Origin of the sequence: Aquabacterium humicola (assembly GCF_030167915.1) — a bacterium.
Classification (GTDB): Bacteria; Pseudomonadota; Gammaproteobacteria; order Burkholderiales; family Burkholderiaceae_C; genus Pseudaquabacterium; species Pseudaquabacterium humicola.
The window spans coordinates 18,851-19,073 of the sequence record NZ_JARGNB010000019.1 but is presented as its reverse complement, the minus strand read 5'-3'; the positions used below and the strand labels follow the sequence as shown (position 1 = coordinate 19,073).

1 protein-coding gene is annotated in these 223 nt (G+C 65.9%); it reads left to right on the top strand.

What is annotated here, in order from left to right:
- The coding region (locus P1K89_RS33465) for a hypothetical protein (protein ID WP_284620697.1) at positions 1-223 on the top strand (223 nt) is incomplete at both ends.

Here is a 223-nt window from a genome sequence, read left to right as displayed (position 1 = left end):
CGGTTGCCGAAATCGAGACCTTCCTGGGCAGCGCCAACCTGACCGCCGCACTTGCCAACGGCAAGGCGAGCAAGGCCGTACAGCATTCGGTCGAAGGCTCGGGCGTGAGCTACACGCTGAGCTGGGATGCGAGCGGCAACCTCACCATCACCGAAGCGCGCTTCGGCAAGAGCGTGGTGTACCAGGTGGGGCAGGCGGATGCCGCAGCGCTGAGCGCAAGCTC